The sequence below is a fragment of the Lyngbya sp. CCAP 1446/10 genome (genome assembly GCF_026130175.1).
GTDB lineage: Bacteria > Cyanobacteriota > Cyanobacteriia > Cyanobacteriales > Microcoleaceae > Microcoleus.
Genome location: NZ_JAIGNI010000027.1, coordinates 40188 through 63096 on the forward strand (window position 1 = coordinate 40188; position 22909 = coordinate 63096).

Below are 22909 nucleotides of genomic sequence, written 5' to 3' on the forward strand. Positions count from 1 at the left end.
TGGCTATACTGTCAACTGTCAACTGTCAACTGTCAATTTAAACCAACAACTGATATTTTTCTTGAGCCAAACGGTAAAGCGGTCGCCACACCAAACGGTTAGTCAATACAACCAGTAGCGACATCACAGAAGTAGCCGCTAACAGTAAAGGAAAATTGCCCGATGCCGTAGCTTCAGAAATCGTCTCGCCCAAACCGCTTGTTCTAATAATTTCACCCTTAAACTGCACGTATTCGCTGACAATACTCGCATTCCAAGCTCCGCCCACCGCCGTAATGATTCCTGTAATTAAATAAGGGAATATTCCAGGCAAAATTAAAGTTTTCCAGCGTTGCATGAGGGAAAGCTTGTAAACTTGCGCGGCTTCAAACAACTCCGAAGGTATGGCTTGAGCGCCCGCAATCACATTAAACAGCAAATACCACATTGTACCCAACATCATCAGCGCCACAGAACCAATTTGCAAGCCGCCTCCAGCGTGAATTAAACCTAGCAGCAATACGGGAAATAAAGCCGTTGCTGGTACAGAAGCGGCTATTTGTACTAATGGTTGCAAAATCTGGGCTAAACGCGGATTTCGACCGATCGCAACTCCGACAGGTACCGTCCACAACAGCGATAGAAATAAGGCGCAAATGACTCGCAAAGCCGTGAAAAATGCACCTCCCACGACTTTTTGCCAGTCAGACAAACTTAGGAACCTGAGCAGCAGCACCGCTTCCCAGGTTCCCCAAAGTACGATCGCAGCAAACCCGCTGACAAATATCCAATTTATCCAATTGCCGAGGCGGCTTTGTTGCCGAGGGCTTTTTGGTAAATGAGCAGGTGCAAAACCTCTTGCTAGCGCGCGATCGAAACTGTCACCTACGGGCGATATTCGCGACTTCAACACCCGCAACGTCGCCGATCGCCTTAAAAAATCCAACACCTTTGACTGCGGTACATTCGTCGCTTCTACGGCTTGATATTTAAACTTTTCTACCCAAGCAATCAAAGGCTGCCAGATCAAAAAGTCGATCGCGATAATCACACCAATTAATACAGCTAAACCCCAGCCGATCGCCCCAAAATTGCCTTGATTTGCTGCCTTGCCCAAATAGGAACCGAGTCCTGGCAAATTAAAGTTTTTGTCGCCCAAGGTAAAAGATTCGATCGCAATTAAAAAAAACCAGCCGCCCGCCACTGACATGACGCTGTTCCACACCAGTCCGATCGCACCAGCGGGCAATTCTAACGTCCAGAACTGCTGCCAAGCATTCAGCCGATAAACTTGAGCAGCTTCCTTAAGTTCTTGCGGAATGCCGGAAAGCGACTGATAGAAACTAAAGGTCATATTCCAAGTCATCCCAGTAAATATTAAGATAATCGATGCGAGTTCTACGCCGATTCTTTGACCTGGGAATAAAGTAACTAATGCTAAAACAACTCCGGGTAAAAAGGATAAAACCGGAATCGACTGCAAAATGTCTAATAAGGGAATTAAAATTTTCGCTGCAAGGGGAAATCGGTAAGCTGAATAAGCATAAACTAGGGTAAATAGCAAGGCTAAAAAATAGGCTGCTGTCATGCGTAAAAGAGTCTGGGCTGTATACGCTGGCAAGACATTTAGCGTGGTCTCAATTTTAAAGTTTGGGTTGTAGTCACTGTTGAATTGAGATGCTGTTTGGACAATTACTAATATTAGAGAGAAAATTGCTAAAATTAGTAAGCCGTCTTGCCAAGTCCAAGCTGATCTTTCTAATGTTTTATTGGCGGGTGTTAGAGGTCTTGTCATAATTCCTAAGGAAGAGGAAAGAAGGCAGAAGGCAGAAGGAAGAAGGCAGAAGGAAGAGGGAAGAAGGCAGAAGGCAGAAGGAAGAAGAAAGAAGGAAGGAAGAAGGAAGAAGGCAGAAGGAAGTTCGGCAGCGGATTTCTTAACGGATTTAGCGGATGAATGGAAGGTTCGGCAACGGATTTAACGGATGAATGGAAGGTTGAAGTCAGAAGTTGTTATTAATGATTCGGTAAAAATACCAATGACTACTGACTACTGACTACTATCAACTTTCAACTGACTACTGACTACTATCAACTGTCAACTATCAACTGACTACTATCAACTTTCAACTTTCAACTGACTACTCATCTTTAGTTTCTGATTCTAGGAAGATTTCGCCCCCTGGTTCGTCGTAACTGTATAATTCGGCATAGCGACCCCAATCAATAGCTGTTTGCAATTGTCGCATGGCTTCTTTCGGGCTAAAGTGTGCTTCCAGAATATCCAGAATTAACTCTTCAGAAATGCGGTGATTGCGCTTAGCCTGAAGCATTCGAGAAATTTGCTGTACGAGGCGAATGTTGCTGAGAATTTGGGTGCGAACAATTTGTTTGCGCTGGTCAATTCCGCCGGCAATGAATTGAATGCCAACTGGTGTTAACAGCAGGTCGCCTTCTTGGATTATTAGAAAATCCATTAATTTTGCTGCTTCTACGATCGGCAAAATGTCGTCAACCTCTAACATTAATTCTTGACCAAGGCGGTAGAGGTCTTTTTCCTTGCGATCTTCCAGGAGTTCCAATAAGCCGGCGATCGCACCTGTTCGCACCTGCGGCAGAGATTGGTATTTAGCACTGGGCGCGGGTTCAGGTTGAGACACGGTAGTGGCACTTGCAGCGGGTGCAACCACGGTTTCGCAGCTTAACTCTGGATTCGTCAGAATTTTGTACACTTGGTCTACGAGGGCTTGGAATTGGGGAGTTTTGCGATCGCGATAATGTGGCAAAGTGACGGTCAATTCGGCGCGAATTCGCCCCGGATTGCGGCCGAGGACTACAATGCGATCGGCTAAAATAACCGCTTCCTCAATCCCGTGAGTTACGATTAACACAGCTTTAGTCGGAATCTTTTTTTCCAGCCACAAATCTAATAACTCAAACCGCAAGTTTTCAGCAGTCAGAACATCTAAAGCTGAAAACGGTTCATCCATGCAAAGCAGTTCGGGTTCCACCGCCAAAGCTCTAGCAAATCCCACCCGCTGCCGCATTCCGCCGGAAAGTTCTTTCGGATAAGCATTTTCAAATCCGTCCAAACCGATAATATCAATCATTTTCAAGGCTTTTTGGAGGCGCGGTTCTGGCATTTCTCCTTTAGCTTTCAAGCCTAATTCTACATTTTCTAGTACCGTCAGCCATGGATAAAGAGCAAAGTTTTGAAATACAATTGCTACCCCAGGATTTAAGCCGACTAAAGGACGATTGTGGTAGAGAATTTGACCTTCGCTGGGCGGGATTAGTCCGGCTATGATCCGCATTAATGTTGATTTACCTGACCCGGAAGGCCCGAGCAAAGCTACTATTTCGCCCGATCGCAGTTCTAAATTAATTGGCTCTAAAATAGAAATTTTTTGACCGTTTGGCTGCTGGTAAGCTTTGCTAACGTCTTTTAAGGTAATGAGGCACTCTGTTGCTGTTTTAGCTATCACAGCTAAACCCCCTCGCTTGTTGTTTAAATTTAGTTATTAGTCAGTAGTCAGTAGTCATTAGTCAGTAGTCAGTAGTCATTAGTCATTAGTCAGTAGTCATTAGTCATTAGTCATTAGTCATTAGTCATTAGCAAAAGACTCTGCGAAAATCACAACTGTTGACTGATCACTGATTACTGATCACTGACTGCCGAGTATTCGGTCAATTTCATGTGATAGACGATCGCCTTTTCACCAGGAATAAGACTGGAATAGCAGCGAGTTGGAGCGCAACTGAAAATACAACCAGCCCAGTAATTGAGCGATCGCACAAAATTCCCATCGCCAAACTGCCCAGAAACCATGATAAGCCATAGCCTGTGTTAAATATCTCATAGGCGGAACCTCTTTTGTCCGCAGGTACGAGTCCAGCTACGGCGGCTTTCACCATCAATTCCTGGACTCCCATACCTATAACGCATCAAGCCATTCCTAGCAATGCCCCCTGCCCGTTCCCGAAGAACATTGATCGGGCAAACCGTGAAGAGCAAACGACTGTTAAGATGAGGGCCGAGATGCCGATGCGATCGAACAAACGCCCAAAGACGAAAGCGGCTGCTGGGTCAACGGCAGTAGCCCAAGCCTAGAATAGCGGAATTTGGTTGAGCGGGGCGATCGCGCTTTTGTGAAAGTGAAACGCAATCAGCGGAAAATCTGCATAGCCCGACTCAATCAGCCCTACAGCACCTAAATAAACCCAAAATAGGCTTCAGCAGACCTTCCCTTTGATTTCAAACGCTCCTGGTTCAAAATCACGGGGATTTGTATGTTGTCGATTATTAATTTTTATCAGTTGTCTCTATTTTCCTAAACGAGCTAATGTTGCACCTAACTGAACGGCGATTACTCCGAGTATGGCACTGCCAGCCCAGTAAAAAGTGGCCAAGCTGTAAAAGCGATCGCGCCACAAGACATTTGACTCTAAACCGTAAGTCGAAAAAGTAGTATAAGCGCCCAAAAATCCCGTCGCAACGATTAACCTCACTTCCGTCGGAATCGCCGGCACCCGTTCAAAAGCCAGGGTGATAAAAAATCCCATAGCCAAGCAACCCGTAATGTTAATAAAAAAAGTTCCGTAGGGAAAAGCTGTGCCGAAACGGTTGGCAAACCATAAGGTGATATAATACCGGCTCAATGCGCCGGCAATGGCACCGAAACTAATGGCGATCGGATGGCGGAGATTCGGGTCTTGCAGTATCAAAGGATTTTAGATTTGAGATTGAGCGGACTCATCTAAATTATTGTATGATTAAAATGCCGATCGCCATTTTAAAAATTATAGAGAGTATCTATGCAAATTGTGCTGGCTGCCGTAGACAATGACTTAGTTAGAGCCTGGGAAAGCACTTGTGGCAATATTGAAAACGTCAAAATACATCGAGGCTCAATCTTTGATGTGAAATGCGATGCGATTGTGAGTCCGGCGAATAGTTTTGGCTTTATGGACGGCGGCTTAGATTTAGCAATTTCGGAATATTTTGGCAGTCACGTTCAAGAACGTCTGCAAAAACTAATTCAGACTCGATATCACGGCGAACTATTAGTAGGATTAGCCGAAGTTGTAGATACTGATCATGCAGAAATTCCCTATTTAATCGCTGCCCCAACCATGCGCGTTCCGACAATCTTAACAGAGACAGTCAATGTTTATCTAGCAACTCGCGCTATTTTAACTCTCGTAAAATTTGGTACTGTTCCAGATGGAACGCCTGTTAAACATATCATTGAAACGATCGCAATTCCCGGCATGGGTACGGGTACAGGTAAAGTGCCGCCGGATATCTGCGCGCATCAGATGCAAGTTGCTCTTCAAGATATCTTCCTATCTCAATATGAATTTCCTGCATCTTGGCTGGATGCCCAAAAGTCTCATCATTTATTATATGCTAACGATGTCGGAGATTTGCAGTTTAAAAATTGAAAGGATTAAATCTTAATTTTTTAAATTGTTGAGAAACCTGGTTTCTTGGTGTTGTGTTTTTTTAGGTAAAGTGGCTGATTAAAAATTAAAGTGCGCTAAACCGTACCTCCAAGTTGGCGGTATTCTACACACGAGTGCAACGTTGGTAGATAAAATGTAAAGGAACTGAGGCAAAAACAACCAATAGTTAAGCAAAATTTATCTGTGATGCCACCAAATACTGAGATCGCAATCGGGTTGTGTAGGCGGCAAGATCCCATGAAACAACTATAGAATGTCGATCGACATAATTGCTTAATTTAGTGCTTTCAGGGAGAGTCCCGAAATGAATCAAATTAAAACTGCTGCTTTGTTAGGCTTGTTAAGTGCGCTGTTAATTACCGTTAGCTATTGGGTAATCGGCGGTTCGGGCGGTGCAATTATCGGCATTGGTTTGGCCGCCGCTATGAACTTAGGTTCGTGGTTTTACTCGGATAAAATCGCTTTGGCGGCTTACGGGGCTGTGCCGGTAACTGCTAGCCAAGCGCCGGGACTTTATACAATGGTGGAAAGACTGGCCCAGCGCGCTAATTTACCTATGCCGGGAGTTTACATGATTCCTACTCAGTCTGCTAACGCTTTTGCTACCGGGCGCGATCCCGAACACGCGGCGGTTGCAGTGACTGAAGGGATTATGAATATGCTGTCAGAGGATGAACTCGAAGGAGTTATCGCCCACGAACTTACTCACATTAACAACCGCGACACGCTGACGCAAGCGGTGGCGGCGACTGTGGCGGGGGCGATTTCGTTGTTGGCGCAAATGGCGAGTTACAGTAGGTGGTTTGGTGGCCGGGACGATCGCAACAGCCCGAATCCTTTAGGGTTACTGCTGACGATTATCCTCGCACCGGTGGCTGCTTCGGTGATTCAGCTAGCCATTTCGCGCACGCGGGAGTTTTCGGCGGATGCGGGGGCTGCACGGTTAACGGGCAATCCAAGGGCTTTGGCGAGGGCTTTGCAGCGGTTGGAAAGTGGGGCGCGCCAAATGCCTCTAGATGGTAATCCGGCTTTTGCACCGCTGTTGATTGTGAATTCGTTTAGTGGTGATTGGTTTAGAAGTTTGTTTTCGACTCATCCAACTACGGAATCGCGGATTGAAAATTTGATGAAGCTGGAACAAGAATTGCCTGGTTCTTATTAAGTGTTAGAATAAGTTTTGGCGCTACACATCGCAATTTTTAAAAGCCAGTATGGGTTCTGGTGTTACGGGTACAAAGTCTTAAATGCCAGAATGAATTCTGGCGCTACATATACAAAGTCTGCGTTTGCGGACTAAGAAAGGAGATAATTGATATGACAGATCCAAATGTGACCGAAGTAACAATCGTAGAGGCTACTCCCGAAACGACGGCGATCGTCAAAAAGGAGATGCCCGATGCGACACCGGAGACGATCGCCGAAACTGCTGCGTTATTTGATGCAATTAAAAAACGCGCCGCGGCTGAAGTCCAAGCAGCAGGGGAACTTACCCGCGAAGCTTATTTGAAAGCCCTCCAACAGGCTTCGGGTGCGATCGAAGAAAATAAGACGATCGCCAAAGAGAGAATGACTGAGGCTGTCAGCCTACTCAAAAAGGAATCTGAGAAAAATTGGCTGGTGGTTGATGCGATTAAAACGCGGGCTCAAGCGCAGGTGCAAGATGCCGGCGAAGTCAGTCGCGAGGCTTATTTGAAAGCGGTGCGACAAGCGCGAGAAGCGGTGGAACAAAATAAATTGATCGAACGCGATCGCATTGATCAAGCTGTCGATCACATTCAGAAGGAGACGGAAAAGAATTGGCACGTTGTGGTTGGGGAAATTGAGTCGATTGGTGTTCGATTGAAGGAGACGGCTAAGTCGGCTTGGAGTTCGCTAACGGCGTTTTTTGACAAGTCCGATCGCGATGATTCCGAGAAGTAAGATCAAGCAGGGAAAGTTAATGTAACCATATTGTCTGTTGCTGGTGCGTCGATCGATATTTCGTCTGTTTTGGATAAGATCGATCGCGACACACCATACTAATCTTGCTGTCAACTGTCAACTGTCAACTGTCAACTGTCAACTGTCAACGGAAAGGTAGCCGCTGCTTGATTTTTGGTAGGATTTTCTTGATCGCCCATACCGACATCCACACACCAAATCCTGCACCGAGGCTAATCAGCAGCACGATCATAAATGACGGGATTTCGATGTTGCTTAATGGTAGGTAAAATTTGCGATCGGGCGGGTCTTGTTTGATCAGATAAGGAGCTACGCTGGCTACTATGCCGACAAATCCTAAAGCTGAGCCTACTACTTGAATGGTTGCTTGTAATTCTGCATCGCGACGGGCTTCTGCGATCGCCACTACGCCCCTAATTGCTTCCATCGCCTTGTCTAGCAAGCCGGTGCCGTGTTTGAAATAACCTAAGTCAAATTTGATTTGTTCTTGGAACTGCGGGCAAGTTTCTTTGCTGAATAATTCTAGGAAACTCAAATCAGAATATTTTTTGGTATCCCTACGATTATAACTTTTTCTGGATTTGATGTCAAGACTTATTTGATCTAAATTTTTTTGGTAATTTTGGGCGTTAATGGCGATCGTATTTTGCCTAATTTCCAAATTCATCAGCAACCGGGCATACTTAACAGCCCGCGGCGGCATATCGATTGTCTTGCGTTGTAGATGTTCTAATTCCTCTTGCTTTAAACCGGCACCTTTCAATTGGCGCTGGTGGGCTTCGTCATGTTGCAAATACTGGAAAGTATTGTCGATATCCAGTTCGATTTTTTCGTATTCCTTGCGGATTTCGGAGTAGTAGGCGCGACTTTCTTTGTAAGCAAGGATGATTTTGTGGCGGTACAAGAATAAATCTAAAAAGTCGGGGTAGTAAATATCCCAGATATCACTCGTTGTCTGACTATCGAAAAACCAAATCAGAATGTGCCCGAATTTATCTGGGTAATTGGGATTGCCGTATTCTAGAATCGGGCTACCGAATAATTCGCCTTGACGGTAAAATTCTGGTAAGTCTTCACCGGAAATAAAAGATTTTAGACAGAGTTGACCTAAGTTTTTGATAGAATTGGGATCTTCTTGGGCTGCTGCTTTTTGTGATTCGGTTAGCCAAGCGGTAAGCAGCAGAGTTTGACCGAAATAACTGTTAACTGACTTGTGCAGCAAGCAGTTATCGGGATTAAATTCATGGAAGATGCTAAGATCGACATCTGGTGTTTTAGTGCCATTAGTTTTTTCGGGGACGCGGAGGTTGAAGCCTAAGGCGTAACTGTCGTCAATCCGCAGCGGTTGGGCAAATCCTTCGAGGAAAATCTGCTGGTTGTCATAGTTGATATTTTTGCTTAAATATAAAGATCCCCGATTGTTGACTGCTTGTTTGATAATCAGCTTGACGCGGCGGCCTGGTGGTTGGGCGGTTTTGTATAAGTTGGTATCATTAAATTCGGCATCAATGTGGAGTTTTTCTTGCAGGATTTCGTTGCATTTTTCCCAGAGGTGTTGGGGATTTATCGGGGGATTTGAGGTTGGTGGTAGGGCTAGTTGTGGGGAGTTGGTAGGGGAATTTGAGCCTGATGATAGGGTATCTCAGACGTGGAAGGCGAATAAATGAACGTTTGGGGCGTATACTTGGTTATTTGGATTCATTCTGGGTATCGGCAATCTTTTTTTGGTCTAGTTTTTGCATTTCTTCGTAAGCTTTCATAATGATCTCTGGTGCTCTTTTGGTGAGATTTGCGATCGGTTCTACTGTACTTGGAAGGGCGTCACCGGGATCGTAGATTTCTCGCAACTCATTTATCTCGTCTCTTAATGCTTCTCCTAAATCGCCATGCTGCGTGCACCAATGTTTGATGGTATCACCAATGGCAGATTCATTGTCTGCTAAGTTGGTTATTGCTTTTGCCAAATTAGGTAAGTCTTTCCAGGCTTCTAACTCTGATTGAAAGATTTCTGGATATTCAGTCAGCAAAGTCATCAAAGCAATGAGGTTTATCTCGGGGTTCATAAATAATTCTCCGTTAATACAATGTGGGATTGTTCGTTCAGTTGACAGTTGACAGTTGACGGTTGACAGCGACCTCTACCCGGAAGGAAGAGGATTGGAGTAATCAATAGTCTGATTTTAATTTCTCCCTACAAGGGTTCCGGCTTTAAACCAATTCTTTCTGGTAATCGGGGGTTGGTGGGGACGGGAATCAAAGATGGTTGGTGAAGCCGTCTCTACGATATATGATAAGACAATTATACATCAAGAATACCGATTCGTGGCGACACACCCTAGGATTTTTAATATCCTGTGGCGCAGAATGCTGCCCAATATTTGGGTTTGCGGAAAGGCGGTTCATTGCTGGTGTCAAAACTTAACCAATCTTTGACCTTTTCTATTGAATTTTCATTTAATTTTAACAATTCAATCCAAACCATGAAATCCTCGCGGATGACGGCGCGCATCCAGTTTTGCGTGGCGTTTAAGGCAACGGCTACTGAAAATTTTGGTTGCAATTCTTGGTAAAATTTGATCATGAAAATTGCTGTGGCAAAATCATCGACTTTCCATAATGTGCTGACTACATTCATGCTTCCTGCATACAAGAAGCCGCTGGGTAAACCGATGTACTCATCTGTCATTGCTGTTGAGTCGGTTAACCCGGTTTCGCAGGCGGAAAGTGTGACGAGATTGCACTGGGTAATTGTAAATTGGCAAAAATTTCTTGCAAAGTGAGGCATTTTTCAGGTATGACTGTTTTGCCGCTTCGCATTATGACACTGCGCTTTGTTTTGTCTTTGTCGTTACTTGTTTCTAGGGAACCGGCTAGGGCTAATAAGGATAGCAGCGGATTGTTAAAGTTGAATACTCCGTGGCCGGAAAAGTGGATGTAGCTGGCATTTGAGAGGTTTTTGGCGTTTTCGGTGAGGGCGATTTTGGTGGCTTGGTTTTTGATTAAGATGTCGTGGGAATTGAATCTTTGTTTGATGGTTTCTACGCAATGACAGGAATCGGGCTGGCTATCCAAAAGAGCTCGCAATCACCGGAATTGGGCGCTTTCCCGCAGTCCGGCGGGGGTTTAAACCCCTGGCGGTTTTTTGGGTTAAGCGATTGCTTCGTTCTTCGCAATGACAGAAATGGGATTCGCAATGACGGAAGTACGTTATAATTTGCCTAATTGAAGAGTGAATGGGCTAATAGGGCGGCTTGAGTGCGATCGCGCAAATTCAATCTACTCAAAATATTGGTAACATAGTTCTTGACTGTATTTTCCGACAAAAATAAGGTTTGAGCAATTTCTCGGTTGTTCGCGCCGGAAGCTATTAAACGCAAAACTTCTAATTCTCTGGGCGTGAGTTGTTCTAATTCTGGGGGAGAAACAGCGGCGGGATTTGTTACTGCTGGTGTCATCAAAGCTTTTTCAAACAATCCGGGGCCGAGTTGGGTGTGCCCTTTGTAAACGGCGCGAATTGCTAGGGCTAATTCGTCGGGTTCGGTGTCTTTTAGCAGGTAGCCTTTGGCCCCCAGTCGCATGGCTTGGCTGACGTATTCGTCGTCGTCAAAGGTGGTTAATACTAGGACTTTTGTATCGGGATAGGATTTGGTGATGGCTGCGGTGGCTGCTACGCCGTCCATCACGGGCATCCGAATGTCCATCAGTACGATGTCGGGCGCTAATGTGGGGATTTGGTCGATCGCTTGTTGTCCGTTTTCTGCTTCGCCGATTACTTGCATATCTGAGTAGCATTCTAGCATACTTTTGATGCCGCGACGGATGATATGGCGATCGTCTACTAGCAATATTTTAATCATATATAGACAGTTGACAGTTGACAGTTGACAGTTGACAGTTGACAGTTAACAGTTAACTGTTAACAGTTGACAGTTAACAGTTGACAGTTAACAGTTGACAGTTAACAGTTGACGGCGGTTGAAACCGCGTCTACACAGGCAAAACCCGGATGGTGCGCGGGTTGAAGAGTGGGCGGTTAAAATTAGGTTTTTTCTTCAGTCCGCGGAGGCGGACATCGTTTGTATAGGCGCGGTTTCAACCGCCGTCTTATCTTATACATGAAATCTCCTAAATGTTTTGAGATGGCAAAGAAACCGAAATTCGGCAACCGTTTCCTGACTCGCTATAAATTGCAAATTGACCTCTCGCTGCCGCCACTCGTTCTCGCATTCCTTGCAGTCCAAATCCTGTGGTATTCTGGGCTGGATCGAAGCCTTTGCCGTTGTCAGAAATTGATAGATGAATCTGTCCGGCGTGTTGCTGTAACCCAACTGTTACCATTGTGGCATCGGCGTGTTTATGAATATTTGTGAGCGATTCTTGCACAATTCTGTACAGTGTGGTATTCATTTCTTGTGATAGCGGAATTGGTAAACGAATTGAGTTAGATACTTCGATCGCAGTCATCCGCTGAAAATCTTGGAGCAGTTTGTCGATCGCACTTTCGAGCGATAATCCTTGCAAAGGGTTCGATCGCAAAACCGACACTGATTTGCGAATTTCTAAGAAGGCTTCCGATCCGAGTTGTTTGGCTTGTTTCATAAACTCTAGGGCTTTTTCATCCTCCGATTTCCAGAACAATAGGGCATTATTTAGCTGGATTGTTTGAGCCGCCAAGGTGTGTCCAAGTCCGTCGTGAATTTCGCGGGCAATGCGGTTGCGTTCTTGCAATGTTGCTTGGTCTTCTATTCGCAGTGCGTAGTAGCGGAGTTGCTCGTTAGTCACGGCTAATTTATCATGGGCAATTTCTAATTCCTCTCGGCTTTGGCGTTCGGCAATTAAGGCATTTATTAATAGTAAGGCAAATACTAATGTCAATCCAAATAATAACACGTTGCTCAGTCGCCATTCCCAAACAGTGGCAATGACTCTTTCCGGTAAAATTGGTTTTAATAACAGCAAAGAACTATAGGAAAGCAGCGCTAAACTCAAGACTGCTATCTGTCCGGGCTGCCGGAAAATCATGCAACTCCGCATTAGCAGAACGAGAAATAGCAAAAAGCTCGATCGGCTAGATAGCCCTTCCGAAACTATCGGTAGCAAAATTAAGCCAAATTCCAGGGCGGTAAATAAAAGTTTTCTACTCAGCCGCACTGTTGGCAAACGTAACCCGATAGCGCCGAAAAGTGCGATCGCGCCCACGCGCAACACCAGCGACAAAAGCGATCGAAATGGGTGCAATACTTCCATGAATGCTGCCGTTGCTAGCAGCAGCCATTCTAGATAAAGCAGCAAGCGAAAGGACGGATAGGTCAAGCGAATCATAGAATTTTTCCCCATCAAAACCTGGAGTGATTCAAGTAAGGTCGCTGACCTAATTGTAAATGGTATCTTGGAGTTAAAAAACATATTACCCCCTTGTGGTGAGGAAAGTTCGGCTTAGGATAAACGGTTTGATGCTTGTACACTGTCAACTGTCAACTGTCAACTGTCAACTGTTATATGTAGCTTAGCGAATGTGCGATCGCACTTACTAGAGCCTTTGCGGCTGATTTTGGGGTTTGGGACTAGGAAAAAAGTCACAAGGGCTATGTGCTTTTTGACTGGTATGGTTAGGAGTTTGGGGTCATGCGGCGATCGATTTTACGTTGTAACATTGGTGCAAGAAGGTTAATTATAGGCAGTGAATCATGAAAATAAGTACGATCGCACCAGCATTTATTCTCGCCGGTGCCATGTTGATAGGCGGTTTGTCTGCTTGTGCGTCACCCAACACCCCGTCGGCTGCGGAACCTAATTCTCCGGCCGCGATTCCAATCAGTTCATCGGAAATGAAGGCGGATGCTGCTTCCTCTAAAGATGCTACACCTGATGTGGTGGCGGCAAATCCGACAAATTCCCAGAAACCGAAGATGTCTGATGCTGAACGCGCACAGAAGCGCCAGGAAATTAGTCAACAACTCGCAAAGGTACTCACACCTGAGCAATATAAAAGCTTGGACGCTAAACTTAAGTCTGGTGAAAAAATGCGTAAAGCTTTGACTGAAATCAATCTGACTGCTGAACAAAAGCCAAAAGTTAAGGCGATTCTCAAGGCGGCTTATCCTCGCACGCAAAATGGGCAAAAGTCGTCTGAAGCTAAACCTCAGTAATACTGTGATTGCAAATTTTGTGCGATCGCAATTATAAGTTTTTTCAGGTGTGAATTGCGTATTTGGGGCGGGCTAGAAGCCCACCCCACAAGAATTTTGAGGGTTAGTAGGGTGCAATTAAATTGCATCTGTGCGGCGGCGTCGGAGCAACGCCCCACAAGAATTTGAAGTTGGTATGATACGGATTTGGGGTGAAGTTTTTTTTGTGATTTTTGATTGTTTTGCGTGATACATCCTGCAATAACGGCAATTCAGAGTAAGAGATATTTTTATACAGAGGTTTCTGATGATTGAGGAAATTATTAGTGAAAGTCGGAATGGCACTCGCCCTAAAGTTTCTGAGGAAAATCTGAAGCTGAATGAGCAACTGCCGCACAACGTTGAAATTGTTGATGAAATTCCGAAAAAAGCTCTCCCTGAAGTGGATCGGGAAGCTCCAATTTTGCCGGAAAGCGAACCTACAAATAATGTTGTAACTAAACAACCAAAGACTGAAAAAGTGCTGGCGAAAGGGCGGATTGCACTGTTTTTGCTGGCGTTGTTGGTAATAGGAGGTTTGGGATTTTTGGTTTGGCAACGGGCTGCTACTCCGAAAGTGGAAAAAGCGAGCCGCCGCGGTGGTAAAATGCAAGTGACTCCGGTGATGGTGGCGACGGTGACTAAAAAAACAGTGCCGATTCAACTACAAGCGATCGGCAATGTGCAATCTGGTGCTACTGTTTCTGTTACTGCTCAGGCTAGCGGCCGGGTTACAGGGGTTTATTTTAAGAAAGGACAGGAAGTTAAGAAAGGACAGTTGCTATTCTCGATCGACGATCGCTCTCAAACTGCATCGATCCAACAAGCTCAAGGTATTGTAGCAAAAGACCGCGCGCAAGTACAACAAGCGATGTCAAATCTTGCTAAAGATCAAGGAGTTGTTGAACAGGCTAGGGCGACTCTGGATAAAGATAGAGGAATTGTCGAGCAAGCTAAGGCGACTCTGGAAAAAGATCAGGGTGTTGTCGAACAAGCCAGAATGACTATGGCGAAGGATAAGGGAGTTGTTGAACAAGCTAAAATTACTTTGGAAAAAGACCAAGGTGCTGTCAAACAGGCGATCGCAACTTTAACAAAAGATCAAGCCCAAGCGCAATATGCCGCCGCCCAAAGTCAACGTTACGCCGAACTCTACAAACAAGGAGTAATCAGTCAAGATCAAGCGCAACAATATGCTACCAGCAGTCGAGCTACTGCGGCAACAGTGGAGCTTGACAAACAGGCGATCGCAAATGCGGAAACTGCGCTCAAGAGCGATCGCATTGGTATCACGAATGCGGAGTCTGCGGTGAAAGGTGACGAGGTGGCGATCGCAAATGCTGAAACTGCGGTGAGGAGCGATTTGGTCGGAATTGAGAACGCTCAGACGGCGGTGAAGAGCGATTTGGTGGGGATTGACAATGCTCGTGCTGTCGTTGAGGGCGATCGGGCTGCGATCGAGGGTGCTCAGGCTAGTGTTAGCGCTGACGGCGGCACTTTGCAAAATGCTCAGGTGCAATCATCCTATACTAAGGTGTTTTCGCCGATCGACGGACGCGCCGGAAACGTGCTGGTAACAACAGGCAATGTGGTGCAACCAAGCACTGACAAACCCTTAGTAACCATCTCTACAATTGATCCAATTCAAGTTGCCTTTGCGGTTCCTGAATCGAACTTACCAGATATCCAAAAATACGCGGACAACGGCAAGCTGAAAGTTGATGTTACCTTTGCGGGCAACAATAAACCAATATCAGGAACTTTGTCCTTTGTTAACAATACGGTTGATAATTCTACAGGCTCAATTCAACTGATTGGTGATTTCAATAACGCAGACGGGAAACTATTTCCTGGTCAATTTGTCAATACTACATTAACCTTATCTCAACAACCAAATGCGATTGTTGTTCCCTCCCAAGCAGTACAAACCGGGCCGAAGGGACAATTCGTATTTGTCGCGCAGTTCGATGATACGGTGGATAATGTGCCTGTGGTTGTGGGGAATACAATCAACGGCTTGACTGTGATCAAAAAAGGTCTGAATGCGGGTGATGATGTTGTCATTGACGGACAAGCTAATCTGGTGGATGGCGGCAAGATTACCGTTAAAACCGCAGGGGATGCTCAAGATAATTCAGAGTCTACTAAAGGGGATAGTTCAGATACATCGGTAGATAAAAAATCTGGCGGTGATTCCACTTCATCGGGGAATAAGTCAGGTAAATCGCGCAAAAATCCCTAGAATGATCGAGCGATTTTAGATTTTGGATGTGATGATTAGGGCTCGATCCCCCCTAGCCCCCCTTAAGAAGGGGGGAACCGGAAGTGTTCAAAGTCTCTCTTTCTTCAGGTGAGAATCGGAAGTGTTCAAAGTCTCCCTTCTTGAGGTGAGAATTAGAAGCATTCAAAGTCCCCCTTGCTTTCGGGGGATTTAGGGGGATCGAGATTTGGGAACAAACGAAATATATCAAATAACGGCAATTCTATTCTCATCCTAAACAGGTATAACTAAATGAATTTATCAGAACCATTTATCCGCCGTCCAATTATGACCACCTTGGTGATGGCGGCGATTCTAATCTTTGGTTGGATGAGTTATCGACTGCTACCAATTAGCGATTTACCCAACGTCGATTATCCCACAATTCAAGTTAGCGCTTCCCGCCCCGGCGCTAGTCCAGAAACGATGGCTGCTTCGGTGGCGCGCCCGCTAGAAAAGCAGTTTTCCAGCATTGCGGGACTCGATACGCTAACCTCAACCAGTACCAGCGGCAAAACTCAAATTACCCTGCAATTCAATCTCAGTCATAATATTGATGATGCGGCGCAGGATGTGGAATCGGCAATTTCTTCAGCATCGGGACAAATCCCCAACGATTTACCAAATCCGCCGACTTATAGCAAAGTCAATCCCGCCGATGGGCCAATTCTTTACCTTTATCTCACGTCCCCAACTTTACCGCTTTCTGAGGTTGATAGCTACGCGCAAAGTTATCTCGCGCAAAAGCTTTCGACAATCAACGGTGTGGCGCAAGTTCAGATTTACGGTTCCCAAAAATACGCCGCCCGAATTCAACTCGATCCGCAACAGTTAGCAGCGCGGCAAATTGGCATAGATAAAGTACAAACTGCTATCCAACAAGGCAATGTCAATTTACCTACAGGAAGCCTTTCGGGAAGTCATAAAAACTTTGCTGTGCAAACTAATGGACAGCTTAAAGATGCTGCTGCATTCCGCCGTTTGATTGTCACATATAAGAACGGTCAACCTATTTATCTCGAACAATTAGGGCGAGTGGTTGACAGTGTAGAAAATACTCAACTTGCTAGTTGGTATAATAACGATCGCGCAATTATCCTCACAATCCAGAGACAGCCCGGTACGAATACCGTCGAAGTGGTAGATACGATTCAAAAATTGCTACCAAGTTTGCAAGCCCAGATGCCAAGTTCGATCGCACTTGGCGTCATGTACGATGCGTCTCAATCGATTCGCGAGTCGGTGGATGATGTCCGGTTTACGCTGGTTTTGACGATCGCCCTTGTCATCTTAGTCATCTTCGTCTTTTTACGCAACCTGTCAGCCACAGTCATTCCCAGCTTAGCGCTACCGGTGTCACTGATTGGAACCTTCGGCGTGATGCACCTGTTCAACTACTCGTTGGATAACTTGTCAATGATGGCCCTGACGTTATCCGTGGGCTTTGTGGTCGATGATGCGATCGTGATGCTCGAAAACATCGTCCGCCACATCGAAGCCGGAGAAAGCCCACGAGAGGCAGCGCTAAACGGTTCCAGGGAAATCGGTTTTACCATTTTATCGATGACGCTTTCCTTGGTAGCGGTGTTTATCCCGATGTTATTTATGAGTGAGTTGCTAGGGCGCTTGTTTCATGAATTTGCTGTCACAATTGCAGTGTCAATTTTGGTTTCCGGCTTTGTGTCTTTAAGCTTGACACCGATGTTGTGCAGTCGTTTTCTCCGCCCGGTAAATCATGCCACTCAAAGCAAACTTTATCAAGCTTCCGAGTACGTATTCGATAAATTTTTGAGCTTATATGATTGGAGTCTCAAAATAGTCTTAAAGTTTCACCGCACCACAATGATTTTATCATTAGTTATGGTGTTCGCCACAGTCGGATTATTTATCGTAGTTCCCAAAGGCTTTATTCCCAGCCAAGATACCGGACAAATTACCGGAATTACCCAAGCCGCCCAGGATGCCTCCTTTGATGAATTAGCGCGCCACCAAGAAGCCGTTGTCAACGCGATTCGCGAAGATCCAAACGTGGAAGCAGTCAACTCAAATATCGGGGCGGGAGCGAGCGCAAATGGCGGCGGGGCGGCGGTTGCGGGAAATTCTGGCAGTTTGTTTATTCGGCTGAAACCGCGATCGCAGCGGCAGATGGGCGCGGATGAAATTGTGCAGAGTTTGCGATCGCAACTAGCAGAAATTCCCGGCATTCAAGTCTTCTTACAAAACCCTCCAGCAATTCCACTGGGCACGCAACAAAGCACCGGATTGTACCAACTAGCGCTGCAAAGTTCCGACGTTTTACCGCTGCGAAAATACGTGCCGCAACTGGTTGACAAAATGAAAGAAATGCCGGAAATTCAGGATATAAACAGCGATTTGCAGATGACTTCTCAAATCAAAGTTGACATCAATCGCGACAAAGCCTCAGCTTTAGGAATCACCGCCAGTCAAATCGAAAATACGCTGAGAAGTGCCTACGGCGCTTATCAAGTATCCACGATTTACGGTGCGAGTAACCAGTATCAAGTCATTTTGGAACTCGAACCGAAATATCAAAAAGATCCGAATGCTTTGAAGCAGCTTTATATGGCGACAACAGGTAATGCGAGTGATGCTTCTGGGAGTCAAACGCAGGTACCGCTAGCAACGTTTGCGACAATTTCTCAGGATGTCGCGCCGTTAATTATCAACCACGTCGGGCGGATGAATGCTGCGACGATTTCCTACAATCTCGCCCCTGGGATGGCGCTGGGAAGTGCCAATAGCGCGATCGACCAAATCGTCAAATCCGTGATTCCCGACAGCATCACGACCAATTACAAGGGCGCTAGTCAAGTGTTTCAGAGTTCGCTGCCGAGTTTGGGTATCTTATTGGCGATCGCAATTTTGGTCATCTATTTAATCCTCGGCATTCTGTACGAAGATTTCATCCATCCGATCACAATTCTTTCGGGATTACCTTCAGCGGGGTTTGGCGCGTTATTAACACTGATGTTGTTTGGCGTTGAGCTCAACGTTTATTCATTCATCGGTATCATCTTACTGGTAGGGATTGTTAAGAAAAACGGGATTATGATGGTCGATTTTGCGATCGAATCCCAGCGCATCGACGGCAAAAAACCAGCAGAAGCAATCTATCAAGCTTGTTTAGTAAGATTCCGGCCGATTATGATGACTACAATGGCGGCATTAATGGGCACTTTGCCGATCGCATTGGGAGTCGGTGCAGGTTCAGAATCTCGCCGCCCGTTAGGTATTGCAGTTGTCGGCGGACTTTTGTTTTCGCAAGTATTGACATTGTATCTCACGCCCGTATTTTACATCTACATGGAATCGTGGCGAAAGAAGCTTAGGGAGGTGAAGTTTGGGCAAGTATTTTATGTTAAAGGAGGACGTTGACAGTTGACAGTTGACAGTTGACAGTTGACAGTTAAAGTCGTAGGGTACGTCGCTATTAAAAATCCCTGATAAATACCGACAATGCAATAGCGACGCACCGGGTATTTCCAAGAGATTATGTACACAAACATAACACTTATTAAGTCAGAAATATTTGTCAAAATCGGATCGGGTGCGTCGCCCTGAGATTGTTGATATTTAGTTAAGTATTGTCGAGGGCGATACACCCTACAACTGAACTTTCTAAAGCCCCAACTACCAACAAACTTTTGAATCCGTTAAATCCGTTAAAAAATCCGTTGCCGAACTTTCCCCATCCGTTAAATCCGTTACAGAATCTGTTGCCGAACTTCCTTCATAATTATGAACCTATCAGAAATCTTTATCCGCCGCCCCGTAATGACTACCCTAGTCACAATCGGCATTCTATTCTTCGGTTTAATGAGTTATTTCCTGCTACCAATTAGCGCCTTACCGCACGTAGAATATCCCTTTGTTAGCGTCTCCGCTAGCTTACCCGGTGCCACGCCAGAAACCATGTCATCCTCAGTCGCTGCGCCGCTAGAAAGACAGTTTACAGAAATAGCAGGCCTCAATTCCTTTAACTCCACAAGTTCCACCGGTAGCGCCAACATTTCCCTGCAATTCGACTTCAGCCGCAGCGTCAATTCTGCTGCAAAAGACGTACAAGCTGCGATCGCCGCCGCCGCAGGTTCATTACCCGCTGGAATGCCCAAACCGCCCAGCTACCGCAAAGTTAACCCTTCTGTTTCACCAATTCTCTACCTCTATTTGTACTCAAAAACGCTGCAAATTTCAGCAGTGAATGAAGCCGCAGAAATAACCATCGCTCAACCCATTTCTGCGATCGAAGGTGTGGCGCAAGTGCAGGTTTACGGGCAGAAACAATATGCAGTGAGAATTCAACTAGATCCGCGAGAATTAACCGCCAGAGGCATCGGATTAGATCAAGTAAGAACTGCAATCACGCAAGGTAATGTTAACTTACCAACCGGCAGCCTTTCCGGTGACAACAAAAGCTATTTAATTCAAGTAAACGGTCAATTAAATAAGGCAGCCGAATATCGATCGCTAATCGTGGCATACAAAAACGGCGCAGCAGTGCGGCTGCAAGATTTAGGTAACGTAATTGACGACGTGCAAAATAACAAAGTGTTGAATTTGTACAGCGATCAACAAGTCACAAATCAACCTGCAATCTTGCTCGCAGTGCAGCCTCAACCGGATGCAAATACTGTCGAAATTGTCGATGCGATCGTCCAAATGTTACCCGCACTCAAACAACAAATTCCGCAATCGATCGAAATAGGAATTATGTACGATCGATCGCAATCAATCCGCGCCTCTGTTGATGATGTGAAATTCTCCTTAGTGTTGTCAGTGTGTCTGGTTGTCTTAGTAATTTTTATCTTTTTACGCAACATCACAGCGACGCTAATTCCGAGTTTAGCTTTACCTGTGGCGATTATTGGCACTTTTGCTGTGATGTATCAGTTGGGATACTCGTTAGATAATTTGTCTCTGATGGCGCTGACGCTTTCAGTCGGGTTTGTGGTGGATGATGCGATCGTAGTTTTGGAAAACATTGTGCGCCACCAAGAAATGGGAGAAGCGCCACTAGAAGCAGCATTAAAAGGCTCGAAAGAAATTGGTTTTACCATTCTTTCGATGACGCTTTCATTGGTGGCGGTGTTTATTCCTCTGATGTTTATGAGTGGATTAATCGGTAGATTGTTTCACGAATTTGCGGTGACTATTGCTGTAGCAATTTTGGTTTCGGGATTTGTTTCTCTGAGCCTGACGCCGATGTTGTGCAGTCGTTTTCTCAAATCGTCCCACTCACACCCAAAAAACCGCTTCTACCGCATTTCAGAGCGGGGATTCGAGCTACTTTTGTACGGATACGAATGGACTCTCAGACCTGTTTTGAAATACCGTTTTGTGACGCTGATTGTTTCAGTAATTCTGCTGGTGCTGACGGCTTATCTATTCGTGTTAGTTCCGAAAGGTTTTATTCCGACTGAAGACACTGGACAACTGATGGCTAACACGAAAGGAGCGCAAGATATTTCCTTTGATGATATGATGATTCACCAACAACAAATTGTTGATATCTTGCGGAAAGATCCAAATATTGCAGCGTTGAATTCAACTGTAGGTGCTAGCGGGCCAAACGCATCGGCGAATAACGGACGGATTACAATTAGGCTGAAACCCCGATCGCAGCGCCGCCTCAGTGCGGATGAAATTATCCAAAAATTAACTCCGAAATTGCGCGGAATTCCAGGGATTCAAGCTTTTTTGCGCTCTCCTTCGGCGATTCCGATCGGCGGTCAACAAACGAATTCACAATATCAGTTTACGGTGCAAAGTTTAGATTTGCAAGCGCTGCGTCAAGCGGTGCCGGAATTGTTAGCTAAAGTTAAAACTATACCGGGATTGCGCGGTGTCGATAGCGATTTGCAATTGAGCACGCCTCAGCTTGAGGTTAAAGTCGATCGCGACAAAGCAGCAATCGTCGGTGTGAGCCCGCAACAAGTGCAGAAAACTCTCAGCGCTGCTTACGCTTCTGGGCAGGTTTCGACGATTTATACCCCAAACAATCAATTTACGGTTGTGATGGAGCTAAAGCCCGAATATCAGCGCGATCCGAGTGCTTTGTCGATGCTGTATGTGCGATCGACTACCGGACAAATGATCTCGTTAGATGCGATCGCCAGTATCACCCAAACCGTCGGCCCGCTCACAGTCAATCACCTCAGCGGACTGCCTTCTGCTACAATCTCCTTTGATACTCTCCCCGGTACATCGCTGAGTCAAGCCACCGAAGCTATTGAGAAAGTTGCTAAGGAAGTTTTACCGCCGTCAGTTACTACAAGTTTTCAAGGTTCAGCCCAGGTATTCAACCAATCATTTAACGATTTAGGCTGGTTATTAGTCGTTTCAATTGTGGTAATTTATCTGATTCTCGGTATTTTGTACGAGGATTTCATTCACCCGCTGACAATTTTGTCCGGTTTACCATCAGCCGGATTTGGTGCACTGTTAACCCTGGTAATTTTTGGGGTTGAATTGAATCTGTATTCGTTTATCGGGATTATTCTGCTGGTGGGAATTGTCAAGAAAAATGGGATTATGCTGGTGGATTTTGCGATCGAGAAACAGCGCGAAGACAGCAGCCGCAGCGCCTATGATGCCATCTACGAAGCTTGTATCGTGCGCTTCCGCCCGATTATGATGACGACGATGGCGGCTTTAATTGGCACTTTGCCGATCGCCCTGGGCGTGGGTAGCGGTTCAGAATCGCGCCGCCCGTTGGGAATTGCGATCGTCGGTGGATTGCTGTTTTCGCAAATTTTAACGCTGTATCTGACTCCGGTATTTTATACTTATATGGAAGGCTGGAGAAAACAGTTAGGTAATCCCAAAATGAAGCTGTCAGAATTTTTCTGGCGTCCTAAAACTCGACCTTCAAGCCGTAATTAATCGCAAGAATCGGCGGTTGAAACCGCGTCTATACAAACAAAACCCGGATGGTGCGCGGGTTGAAGAAGAATGGGCGGTTGAAACCGCGTCTACACAGACAAAACCTGCCTCCGCAGGTTGAAGAGCGATCGGTTGAAACCGTACGTCTTATCTTCATTCTTCATTCCGCGGAGGCGGAATTCGTTTGTGTAGGCGC

General features: G+C 45.6%; 18 protein-coding genes. 8 read left to right on the forward strand and 10 right to left on the reverse strand.

Going from position 1 to position 22909, the window contains the following annotated elements; all coding sequences use genetic code 11:
• Positions 1–37 precede the first annotated feature (37 nt).
• On the reverse strand, positions 38–1774 hold the full coding sequence (locus K4039_RS13055; protein ID WP_265235615.1) for an ABC transporter permease subunit: 1737 nt from the start codon (positions 1772–1774) through the stop codon (positions 38–40).
• On the opposite strand from K4039_RS13055, the gene K4039_RS13060 reads away from it, so the two are divergent.
• Positions 1749–1958: a hypothetical protein gene (locus tag K4039_RS13060; protein ID WP_265235616.1), complete on the forward strand. Its 210-nt coding sequence runs from the start codon at positions 1749–1751 to the stop codon at positions 1956–1958. The two genes, K4039_RS13055 and K4039_RS13060, sit on opposite strands and share 26 nt — an antisense overlap.
• A gap of 159 nt (positions 1959–2117) precedes the next feature.
• Here K4039_RS13060 and K4039_RS13065 read toward each other — a convergent pair whose 3' ends face one another.
• The 3 genes from K4039_RS13065 to crcB all read right to left on the reverse strand — a co-directional run bounded on the left by K4039_RS13065 (position 2118) and on the right by crcB (position 4701).
• Entirely contained in the window at positions 2118–3461 is a 1344-nt protein-coding gene (locus tag K4039_RS13065) for a nitrate/sulfonate/bicarbonate ABC transporter ATP-binding protein (protein WP_265235617.1), read from the reverse strand.
• A gap of 208 nt (positions 3462–3669) precedes the next feature.
• Positions 3670–3909 (reverse strand): hypothetical protein, encoded by a 240-nt coding sequence (locus K4039_RS13070; RefSeq protein ID WP_265235618.1) that lies wholly within the window; start codon positions 3907–3909, stop codon positions 3670–3672.
• Between the two features lie 390 nt (positions 3910–4299).
• Complete coding sequence (gene crcB / locus K4039_RS13075) at positions 4300–4701, reverse strand: fluoride efflux transporter CrcB (protein ID WP_265235619.1); 402 nt, start codon at positions 4699–4701, stop codon at positions 4300–4302.
• A gap of 90 nt (positions 4702–4791) precedes the next feature.
• Between crcB and K4039_RS13080 the strand changes: the two genes are divergently transcribed.
• The 3 genes from K4039_RS13080 to K4039_RS13090 all read left to right on the forward strand — a co-directional run bounded on the left by K4039_RS13080 (position 4792) and on the right by K4039_RS13090 (position 7362).
• Positions 4792–5421 (forward strand): macro domain-containing protein, encoded by a 630-nt coding sequence (locus K4039_RS13080; RefSeq protein ID WP_265235620.1) that lies wholly within the window; start codon positions 4792–4794, stop codon positions 5419–5421.
• Between the two features lie 325 nt (positions 5422–5746).
• Complete coding sequence (locus tag K4039_RS13085) at positions 5747–6604, forward strand: M48 family metalloprotease (protein WP_265235621.1); 858 nt, start codon at positions 5747–5749, stop codon at positions 6602–6604.
• 152 nt (positions 6605–6756) lie between these two features.
• Positions 6757–7362, forward strand: a complete 606-nt coding sequence (locus tag K4039_RS13090; protein WP_265235622.1) for a hypothetical protein — start codon at positions 6757–6759, stop codon at positions 7360–7362.
• Between the two features lie 145 nt (positions 7363–7507).
• Here the strand turns inward: K4039_RS13090 and K4039_RS13095 are convergent, their stop codons facing one another.
• From K4039_RS13095 to K4039_RS13120, 6 genes are all read right to left on the reverse strand, one after another.
• Positions 7508–8605 (reverse strand): hypothetical protein, encoded by a 1098-nt coding sequence (locus tag K4039_RS13095; protein ID WP_265235623.1) that lies wholly within the window; start codon positions 8603–8605, stop codon positions 7508–7510.
• Positions 8606–9071: 466 nt separating this feature from the next.
• On the reverse strand, positions 9072–9446 hold the full coding sequence (locus tag K4039_RS13100; protein ID WP_265235624.1) for a hypothetical protein: 375 nt from the start codon (positions 9444–9446) through the stop codon (positions 9072–9074).
• A 281-nt stretch (positions 9447–9727) separates the two neighbouring features.
• Entirely contained in the window at positions 9728–10069 is a 342-nt protein-coding gene (locus K4039_RS13105) for a CHAT domain-containing protein (protein ID WP_375339802.1), read from the reverse strand.
• 14 nt (positions 10070–10083) lie between these two features.
• Positions 10084–10455, reverse strand: coding sequence for a CHAT domain-containing protein (locus K4039_RS13110; protein ID WP_265235626.1), 372 nt, complete (start codon positions 10453–10455; stop codon positions 10084–10086).
• 146 nt (positions 10456–10601) lie between these two features.
• Positions 10602–11240, reverse strand: a complete 639-nt coding sequence (locus tag K4039_RS13115) for a response regulator transcription factor (protein WP_265235627.1) — start codon at positions 11238–11240, stop codon at positions 10602–10604.
• 268 nt (positions 11241–11508) lie between these two features.
• Positions 11509–12705, reverse strand: coding sequence for a sensor histidine kinase (locus K4039_RS13120; RefSeq protein WP_265235628.1), 1197 nt, complete (start codon positions 12703–12705; stop codon positions 11509–11511).
• 365 nt (positions 12706–13070) lie between these two features.
• Between K4039_RS13120 and K4039_RS13125 the strand changes: the two genes are divergently transcribed.
• The 4 genes from K4039_RS13125 (at position 13071) to K4039_RS13140 (ending at position 22713) form a co-directional block, all read left to right on the forward strand.
• Complete coding sequence (locus K4039_RS13125) at positions 13071–13532, forward strand: hypothetical protein (RefSeq protein ID WP_265235629.1); 462 nt, start codon at positions 13071–13073, stop codon at positions 13530–13532.
• A gap of 286 nt (positions 13533–13818) precedes the next feature.
• The gene (locus tag K4039_RS13130; protein WP_265235630.1) at positions 13819–15792 is read left to right on the forward strand and encodes an efflux RND transporter periplasmic adaptor subunit; all 1974 of its coding nucleotides are present in this window, start codon (positions 13819–13821) and stop codon (positions 15790–15792) included.
• A 270-nt stretch (positions 15793–16062) separates the two neighbouring features.
• A complete protein-coding gene (locus K4039_RS13135; protein WP_265235631.1) occupies positions 16063–19206 on the forward strand; it encodes an efflux RND transporter permease subunit in 3144 nt (1047 codons plus the stop codon).
• A 363-nt stretch (positions 19207–19569) separates the two neighbouring features.
• Positions 19570–22713, forward strand: a complete 3144-nt coding sequence (locus K4039_RS13140; RefSeq protein WP_265235632.1) for an efflux RND transporter permease subunit — start codon at positions 19570–19572, stop codon at positions 22711–22713.
• The last annotated feature ends 196 nt before the right edge of the window (positions 22714–22909 follow it).

What these genes read in the sequence shown, in the direction of transcription:
- K4039_RS13055 (WP_265235615.1), bottom strand. Translation starts at nt 1,774, where the DNA reads ATGACAAGACCTCTAACACCCGCCAATAAAACATTAGAAAGATCAGCT.
- K4039_RS13070 (WP_265235618.1), bottom strand. Translation starts at nt 3,909, where the DNA reads ATGGGAGTCCAGGAATTGATGGTGAAAGCCGCCGTAGCTGGACTCGTA.
- K4039_RS13080 (WP_265235620.1), top strand. Translation starts at nt 4,792, where the DNA reads ATGCAAATTGTGCTGGCTGCCGTAGACAATGACTTAGTTAGAGCCTGG.
- K4039_RS13085 (WP_265235621.1), top strand. Translation starts at nt 5,747, where the DNA reads ATGAATCAAATTAAAACTGCTGCTTTGTTAGGCTTGTTAAGTGCGCTG.
- K4039_RS13090 (WP_265235622.1), top strand. Translation starts at nt 6,757, where the DNA reads ATGACAGATCCAAATGTGACCGAAGTAACAATCGTAGAGGCTACTCCC.
- K4039_RS13100 (WP_265235624.1), bottom strand. Translation starts at nt 9,446, where the DNA reads ATGAACCCCGAGATAAACCTCATTGCTTTGATGACTTTGCTGACTGAA.
- K4039_RS13105 (WP_375339802.1), bottom strand. Translation starts at nt 10,069, where the DNA reads ATGACAGATGAGTACATCGGTTTACCCAGCGGCTTCTTGTATGCAGGA.
- K4039_RS13115 (WP_265235627.1), bottom strand. Translation starts at nt 11,240, where the DNA reads ATGATTAAAATATTGCTAGTAGACGATCGCCATATCATCCGTCGCGGC.
- K4039_RS13120 (WP_265235628.1), bottom strand. Translation starts at nt 12,705, where the DNA reads ATGATTCGCTTGACCTATCCGTCCTTTCGCTTGCTGCTTTATCTAGAA.
- K4039_RS13125 (WP_265235629.1), top strand. Translation starts at nt 13,071, where the DNA reads ATGAAAATAAGTACGATCGCACCAGCATTTATTCTCGCCGGTGCCATG.
- K4039_RS13130 (WP_265235630.1), top strand. Translation starts at nt 13,819, where the DNA reads ATGATTGAGGAAATTATTAGTGAAAGTCGGAATGGCACTCGCCCTAAA.
- K4039_RS13135 (WP_265235631.1), top strand. Translation starts at nt 16,063, where the DNA reads ATGAATTTATCAGAACCATTTATCCGCCGTCCAATTATGACCACCTTG.
- K4039_RS13140 (WP_265235632.1), top strand. Translation starts at nt 19,570, where the DNA reads ATGAACCTATCAGAAATCTTTATCCGCCGCCCCGTAATGACTACCCTA.